Consider the following 6,584-nt stretch of genomic DNA (forward strand, 5'->3'; position numbering starts at 1 on the left):
TTAAGAGATGTAAATCATCTACGTAAAAAATCACGAAATAGATAGAATTCAACTTAAATAATTCATAATATTTTAAATAGAATAAGAAAAAGGTGGACAATACATGACTACTACATCATTAAGAGAAATATTTGATTTGGCATATACATCATGCAACGGAAACATGAATGAAAAAGAAAACGCAGCAAGTGATTCAATACGGACTGAGTTTATTAATCAAACTCCAGAGGCTATAGATTTATTAAAGGAGGTCAATGATTCTATAGTTCAATATGGAAAAGAATTAAAATTTGAAATAAGCTCAACTGACGATGTGACATATACTGCATTTACTCAAGAATATAAAAAAGACATTACAATAAAGCTTAAGCCTACTATTGATACAAGTAAAATCAAGAGTATATTCATACATGAATTAGGGGAAGCAAACTATATTGCTCGTTCAATGCCTAATGTACATGATGAACGTGATCGTAGTAGTAATATTCAAGGCAGGATTATTGAATTATTTAGCCATCCACACGTGCTACGAATTGCAAGGGTATATAATGTAGAGAATATTGAACTTGAGATGTGTAGCAAAATTGGAAGTACATTTAAAACTAAAGATTACATAAAAGAATATTATTATGAATGGTACATAACTTTGATGATAGCATGGGCTTTAATAAGTTTCCCAGATTTAAGATGCGAGAAAGAAAACATTATTGGTTATCGAGAACATCGTTCACACATAGACCGAATTGTTTCTATTTGTATCAGTTCAGATACAATGGGCGATAAAAAAGAAGTTGAGTCTGCTATGTTAGAGGTCATTAATATCTTATCTACCTTAGGTCTAAGTGGTATCTCAATGGATGCAAGGTAAATGAAACTCTTCTGAATCATAACGTTCGTTCTAGAGTTTATGTCTGAATTTCCAATTTTGATTCAATCGAAACGCTGAGTCATTAATAAAAAGCGCATTGGCAAGTATCCTTCCCTTATAAAAAGGTGTATCAACAGCCCGCAAAATTATGATAATAAAACATGTACTATAAGTCGCAAGTACTTTATTGCATAGTTTTAGGATGGGCTGTGCCATAACTATTTCGTTAAAAAAAGGTGACCCCGAGCCACCTTTTTTAATATATCCTTCACAGTTATTTACTTAACCTCTATTTAGATCCCTTCGACTACTTTACTAATCATCTCACAACCCTCTTCGCTCGTCTGAACATGAATATGATTAAAACGTGATAGTGTTTGAACAGCTTTATTACCTTATTATTTTTCAACTTACATCATATGTAGCATATGGTTATCGATTCCCTTTTGATGTTCTACATAATAAAAAGTCTCCACCCTTTTAGTTACTGTTCCGACATCAGGGCTAATTGGAGGCGGCGGAATCCCCAAGCCGGGGGAAGTTAGCCTTGCCCATCGGGGTATATTGTTTCTGGATGAGCTGCCCGAGTTTCAGCGGCAAGTCCTTGAAGTATTGAGACAGCCATTGGAGGATCGCAAAGTCACCATAAGCCGTGCGCGAGCCGCGTTCACATTTCCAGCACAATTTATGCTCGCCTGCTCTATGAATCCCTGTCCTTGTGGATATCTCTCTGCCCAGTCTGAGGAACAACGATGTATATGCAGTCCTGCACGCGTGGCCGCGTACCGTGCCAAAATTTCCGGTCCCCTGCTGGACCGAATCGACCTTCAGGTCGAAGTGCCTCCCCCAGGTGAGTGGCGCAAGGCTGGCGCTTCTCCTTCATCTGCGGAAATGCAGGCCAAAGTCATTCACGCTCATCATATTCAGGCTGCCCGATATGCGAACAGTTCAGTTCGCTGGAATAGCCAGCTATCAGGAACCCTTCTGCGTCGAACGATTCGTCTGCCTGATGAAGCAGACAATCTGCTCCAGCAGACACTGCAAGCATTGAACCTGAGCATGCGTGCACATGATCGAATTATTAAAATGGCCCAGACGATCGCCGACCTGGACCATAATGGCGTAATTTTGACAGCTCATGTGGCTGAAGCGATACAATATCGCCAGTTGGATTTGAATTTATTTTAAGAGAGGTCACTCCAGCAATAAAAGCTTTAAGGGGAATATATGTCCTCACCATTCAGCACTATGATCGGGTTCAAGCGCGATAACAGTAGATTTTAAATCTAATGTTTCATAAATTAAAACAAAACAAATACCCCTGCAAGTATGTCTCCTCCGTACTAGAGGGAACGTGCAAGGGTATTTGCATAGAGAATTACATTCGAATGTATAGCCGAAAAGATATTAATTATTCAAATATAGTCAGCTTCTCCTTGGCTGGTGTACGTTCTTTGGCAGAAGGAATAACCTCTGGATACCCCATGTAAACCATGCCGATAATTTTTTCCCCAGCCTGAATGCCAAGGGACTTACGGAATTTGGGTCCGTACAGGAAAGGCTTGGTTACCCAGAATGTTCCGATGTCTTCACTCCATGCCGCGAGTAGGAAGTTCTGTACCAACGCACTCACTGCTGCAAAATCTTCATCCCAGACATTCTGGCGCGGATCTTCTTCCATGACTACAAGCATAACGGATGGGACTTGCTTGATATTCGCAGAGAACTTGTTATCCTCACCCATCTCTGCATCTATGGCGTCTGCCAGCTTGTTCAGTCCATCTCCGCTAAATAACAAAAAACGCCAAGGCTCACGCAATTTGTGATTGGGTGCCCATACGGCTGTGTCCAACAGATCAATAATCTGCTGTGTGGGAACAGCTTCTTTTTTAAATTTTTTGACGGTGCGACGGTTTTCAATGGCTTCTCTTACAGCGTTACCCGTTTGGGTAGATTTACTCATGACCATGCCTCCCAGATTATAAAAATTATCCGTGACCGCAGTTCAAACCTGCGATGTGAATCGACTCATTTATGAAAAATCAAACGGTACAACAAAACTGGATTACAATCTTGATTATACACTGATCGGTTCATAGGATTCAAAGGAATGCTGACAACATTATTTCGTTCTGGTCATTTCGGATGCAAAAAGACGACTCCGACTCTTACCCCGTGAAGGGATTCATAAAGTCAACGTCGCCTTTCTTCATTATAAATAGCTATTTAATCAATACGGGTATGACCCTGCTCCTTCAAACTTCCCATTCACAAAATCCATTTTGTTTATTTTCTCCTGGTTGCCGGCGACATCTGTACTGAAATACTCCACTGTTTTGACATCAGGTGCATAAATTTTTATTGGTATGGTAAACGTGAGCCATTCCCCTCCATTGATTCTGTACTGGGTCATTTTCAAGCCTGATCCGTTAACTTCGTCCGTTGCCTTTAACTTGAAGTTAAATCCATTAATATATTGTTTCCCGTTGGATACCTCTGTTAGAGGAACTAAAGCATATTTGGTTACAGGCGGGGTTTTGTCCACATTACTCTTGAGAATAAAATCAAATGCATTGTTAGGTCCTTTGACCAAAGTTACCCTAATCGTTTGCTTGATATAACCATCCGCTTCAACAGAGATTGTGCTTGTTCCCGGAAGCTGCTGTTTCATCGTATACTTCCCTTGTTTGTCTGTTGTTGTCTGTAAACCATTGATTGTCACTTTGGCGCCTATGATCCCCTTTCCACTCTCATCGATGACCAAGCCGTTTATAGCTGCAGCCTCTTGCAGATAGAAATTCAATTTATTCGTAGTTCCATAGGATACTGTCACATATTTCGTGTAAGGAACATAGTCATTCGCATTGACCTCAACATTAATGTTTTGGGTCTGATATGCGTTAATCCCCGTGATGGCGTAGTTTCCATTCTTGTCTGTTTTAATTGTTTGGCTTACCGTTGTCGCTTTTACAATCGCACCCACAATAGGTTTTCCCGATTGGTCAGTCACTGTACCTACGATGGTGGCTGGCTCAAAGAGTACTAAATTCACTTCTTTTGTATCCCCCGGACTCAAGGTAACATAACTAAAATTCATTCCTGAATCCAAGTATCCCTTGGCTACCGCTTTAATGGAGAAATCAGTGCTTTCACTTATAGCCGTTTCAAAACGAAAATCTCCTTGGGAATCGGTCTTTACTATTTGTTTTTGTGCCCCACCCGTTTGCTGCGTAATATTTACATTCGCATCTTTCACTGGAAAACCATCGTTATCAGTAATTTTCCCATAAATTTTCGAAGTTTGAGCAAGACGATTAACTTGCCCCTCCACAGAAGCATCTTTGGATGCAGCATATGTAGTTCCAGAAAGCAGCAGACCAAACACTCCGGAAAATAATAATAATACGCTTAAACGAACTATCCATTTCCATTGATTACTCATGACAATCGTTCACCTCATCCAAATATAGTAGTAAGTCCTAAGGCAATATGAGATCGTTATATCTATCTAACTAACTAGCATTTCGAGCTTCCAAAACTCCCCACCCCATACATATTGCCAAATTCCTTCACCGCCGTTCATGGTTTCACTAATATCCAGCACTTCCATGCGAGGGGTCTCCCACACCAGTTTCTCTTTCGTTGCTGCGACAGATTGAATTTCGTTCATAGTTCACACCTCTTTTTTTAATTTTCTTTTCTCATTTTATTATAAATGATACATTTTGTATCTATTTATTTTAAGAACTTTAATCTCTTCGTCTGCTAGAAACAAGTTAGAACACAACGAAGCTGCATTGTTTATAGAATTAAAACGAACTTTGAATAGGACATATACATGGTAAGGAGAAAGAGGGCACTTTATAACAGGTAACTTAGTATCATAGACTGGATTGAAACATATCGTTTGAGCTTTTATTCAGAAAATTATTTATTAGATATAGCTTGTTTACAATCAGAAAAGGGAGTAAAAACAACGGGGATAAAGAAATATTTTTACCAGTAAAGAGATACAAAATGTATCTAAATTATGAAATGAAATGTAATGTAATGTATTGCTCCTCTTAAGTTCTTTTTTTTTCTCTAACCGGTTCCAAATCAAAATAACCCACGAGAGAGACACTTTTTCTAGTGTCTTTCTCGTGGGTTAACACAGCTGAAAAATCGCGTATATAGTAGCAGCTCAAAATGCATTTATAATATGGTCGAGCGAGACGGTTTCGCCTGCTTTATCCAGCATGACTGCGATCACATCAAAACGGATCTGATGATTTGTCTCTCCCGTCATTTGCAAATATACAGATGCGGTTGCACGTACCTGCTGTATTTTACGGATATCTACCGACTCCTGGGGTGTACCATACTTTCCAGTTCCGCTTCTACTCCGGACTTCAATAAAAATAATCATGCCTTCATGGACAGCAACGATATCAATCTCTCCGCTTCGGCAACGCCAATTTTGACGGAGAATCCGATAATGATGCTCCCGAAGCCAGTCGCAAGCAGCTTCTTCACCCAATCGTCCTTTTTGCTGACGTGTCAGTTTCGAAGCTGGACCCTGATCTGATCTGCGCTCTACCATGAATCCTCTTCCTCTCGTCCAGAAGCCAGACGGTCGGCTCGATAAATATAGGTTAACACTTCGGCCACCAGTTGATATAGCTCCGACGGAATCTGTTCATCCAGATCCAGCTTGGATAACACTTCGACAAGTGCAGCATCCTCCTGAACAGGAACACCATTTTCCTTGGCTTTATCCAAAATGGCTTCTGCCACTTTGCCACGGCCTTTGGCCACCACAACTGGCGCTTCACTCTCACCAGGTACATATTTTAATGCAACGGCCTTTTTGGAGATCAGGTCCGGTTGCGAATCCTCTTTCATACCCGCATGTCCACCCCTTTGTATCGTTCAGGACTGTAGTCCGAGGCAGTCATTTTCCGTTCAGCACCCGGTTCCTGGCCCACAGGCCATGGTTCTGCCTTGAAGGTCAGCAGCTGATAGCCCAGCTTGTCCAACGCCCGGTGGATCTCTTCACGCCCACTTTCCAGAAGCAATCCCATTCCTTCACGATCATTCAGGACGCGAAGACTGACAATATTATTGACAACATGCACATCCACCAGCGTTGGACCGAGACTTTTCATATCCAGATCGAACCATAGGCGGCAGTTGGAAGCATCCAGCTCCCCGCGTTGCCCCCGGCGTGATTGAATCTGGACGGAAGCTGTCTCTTCTCCATCGGGTCCCGTAATGGGGATAAACCAGTGCATCTGGGCAAAAGCAGCACTGCGATCCGTTGTCAGCAATAACTGCTGACCTGTCAGAAATTGCACAGCCTGTCCGGCGGCATCCTTGAGGGCCGCCGGTGCACCGTCGCTGCTGGCAAGCTGCAACAGCAAGCCCTTCAGCGAGTCCGCGGTTCCCGGACTCGCCACATCCCCCACGCGCGCCTGCGCAGCCGCGCCGTGCACTGCCTGCTGCTCGTGCTCCGCACCGAGCAGCTTCAACACGCGCCCGACCCACGGGTCCCCCTCGTGGGTGACAGGCGCCGCCGCAGCTCCCGCAGGTGCTGCGGCACTACCGCCAGCCGGCAGCGCATCCGCGCCGGCTGGCAAAGGCTGCGGCACGCCTCCGGCAGCCGCAGCCGCCTGGCCGCCCTGCGATGCAGGGGCGGCCTGTGTCGCCGCACCGGGCTGTGCCAGTGCGGCTGTGG

At 43.2% G+C, this 6,584-nt stretch carries 7 protein-coding genes and 1 pseudogene; 2 read left to right on the plus strand and 6 right to left on the minus strand.

Annotated elements, in window-relative coordinates; genetic code table 11:
- Positions 1-103: 103 nt before the first annotated feature.
- Together QP794_RS25705 and QP794_RS25710 are read left to right on the plus strand one after the other, a co-directional pair.
- Positions 104-868, plus strand: coding sequence for a hypothetical protein (locus QP794_RS25705; protein ID WP_285079589.1), 765 nt, complete (start codon positions 104-106; stop codon positions 866-868).
- Positions 869-1,354: 486 nt separating this feature from the next.
- A pseudogene (locus QP794_RS25710) lies at positions 1,355-2,056 on the plus strand (ATP-binding protein); the annotation flags it as partial.
- A gap of 223 nt (positions 2,057-2,279) precedes the next feature.
- Here QP794_RS25710 and QP794_RS25715 read toward each other — a convergent pair.
- The 6 genes from QP794_RS25715 to QP794_RS25740 all read right to left on the minus strand — a co-directional run bounded on the left by QP794_RS25715 (position 2,280) and on the right by QP794_RS25740 (position 6,498).
- Complete coding sequence (locus tag QP794_RS25715; protein WP_285079591.1) at positions 2,280-2,831, minus strand: nitroreductase family protein; 552 nt, start codon at positions 2,829-2,831, stop codon at positions 2,280-2,282.
- A 267-nt stretch (positions 2,832-3,098) separates the two neighbouring features.
- Positions 3,099-4,310, minus strand: coding sequence for a carboxypeptidase-like regulatory domain-containing protein (locus tag QP794_RS25720; protein WP_285079593.1), 1,212 nt, complete (start codon positions 4,308-4,310; stop codon positions 3,099-3,101).
- 66 nt (positions 4,311-4,376) lie between these two features.
- Complete coding sequence (locus tag QP794_RS25725) at positions 4,377-4,538, minus strand: paeninodin family lasso peptide (protein ID WP_285079595.1); 162 nt, start codon at positions 4,536-4,538, stop codon at positions 4,377-4,379.
- A 513-nt stretch (positions 4,539-5,051) separates the two neighbouring features.
- Positions 5,052-5,450 carry a YraN family protein gene (locus QP794_RS25730; protein WP_285079596.1) on the minus strand — a complete coding sequence of 133 codons (399 nt, stop codon included), beginning with the start codon at positions 5,448-5,450 and terminating at the stop codon, positions 5,052-5,054.
- A complete protein-coding gene (locus QP794_RS25735) occupies positions 5,444-5,752 on the minus strand; it encodes an EscU/YscU/HrcU family type III secretion system export apparatus switch protein (protein ID WP_024630195.1) in 309 nt (102 codons plus the stop codon). Before QP794_RS25735 ends, QP794_RS25730 begins: the two co-directional genes overlap by 7 nt.
- Positions 5,749-6,498 (minus strand): hypothetical protein, encoded by a 750-nt coding sequence (locus QP794_RS25740; protein ID WP_285079599.1) that lies wholly within the window; start codon positions 6,496-6,498, stop codon positions 5,749-5,751. The genes QP794_RS25735 and QP794_RS25740 overlap by 4 nt, the downstream gene beginning before the upstream one ends.
- Positions 6,499-6,584: the final 86 nt, after the last annotated feature.

It is taken from the genome of Paenibacillus sp. UMB7766-LJ446, assembly GCF_030226665.1.
Taxonomy (GTDB): Bacteria; Bacillota; Bacilli; order Paenibacillales; family Paenibacillaceae; genus Paenibacillus; species Paenibacillus vandeheii.

What these genes read in the sequence shown, in the direction of transcription:
- QP794_RS25705 (WP_285079589.1), top strand. Translation starts at nt 104, where the DNA reads ATGACTACTACATCATTAAGAGAAATATTTGATTTGGCATATACATCA.
- QP794_RS25715 (WP_285079591.1), bottom strand. Translation starts at nt 2,831, where the DNA reads ATGAGTAAATCTACCCAAACGGGTAACGCTGTAAGAGAAGCCATTGAA.
- QP794_RS25720 (WP_285079593.1), bottom strand. Translation starts at nt 4,310, where the DNA reads ATGAGTAATCAATGGAAATGGATAGTTCGTTTAAGCGTATTATTATTA.
- QP794_RS25725 (WP_285079595.1), bottom strand. Translation starts at nt 4,538, where the DNA reads ATGAACGAAATTCAATCTGTCGCAGCAACGAAAGAGAAACTGGTGTGG.
- QP794_RS25730 (WP_285079596.1), bottom strand. Translation starts at nt 5,450, where the DNA reads ATGGTAGAGCGCAGATCAGATCAGGGTCCAGCTTCGAAACTGACACGT.
- QP794_RS25735 (WP_024630195.1), bottom strand. Translation starts at nt 5,752, where the DNA reads ATGAAAGAGGATTCGCAACCGGACCTGATCTCCAAAAAGGCCGTTGCA.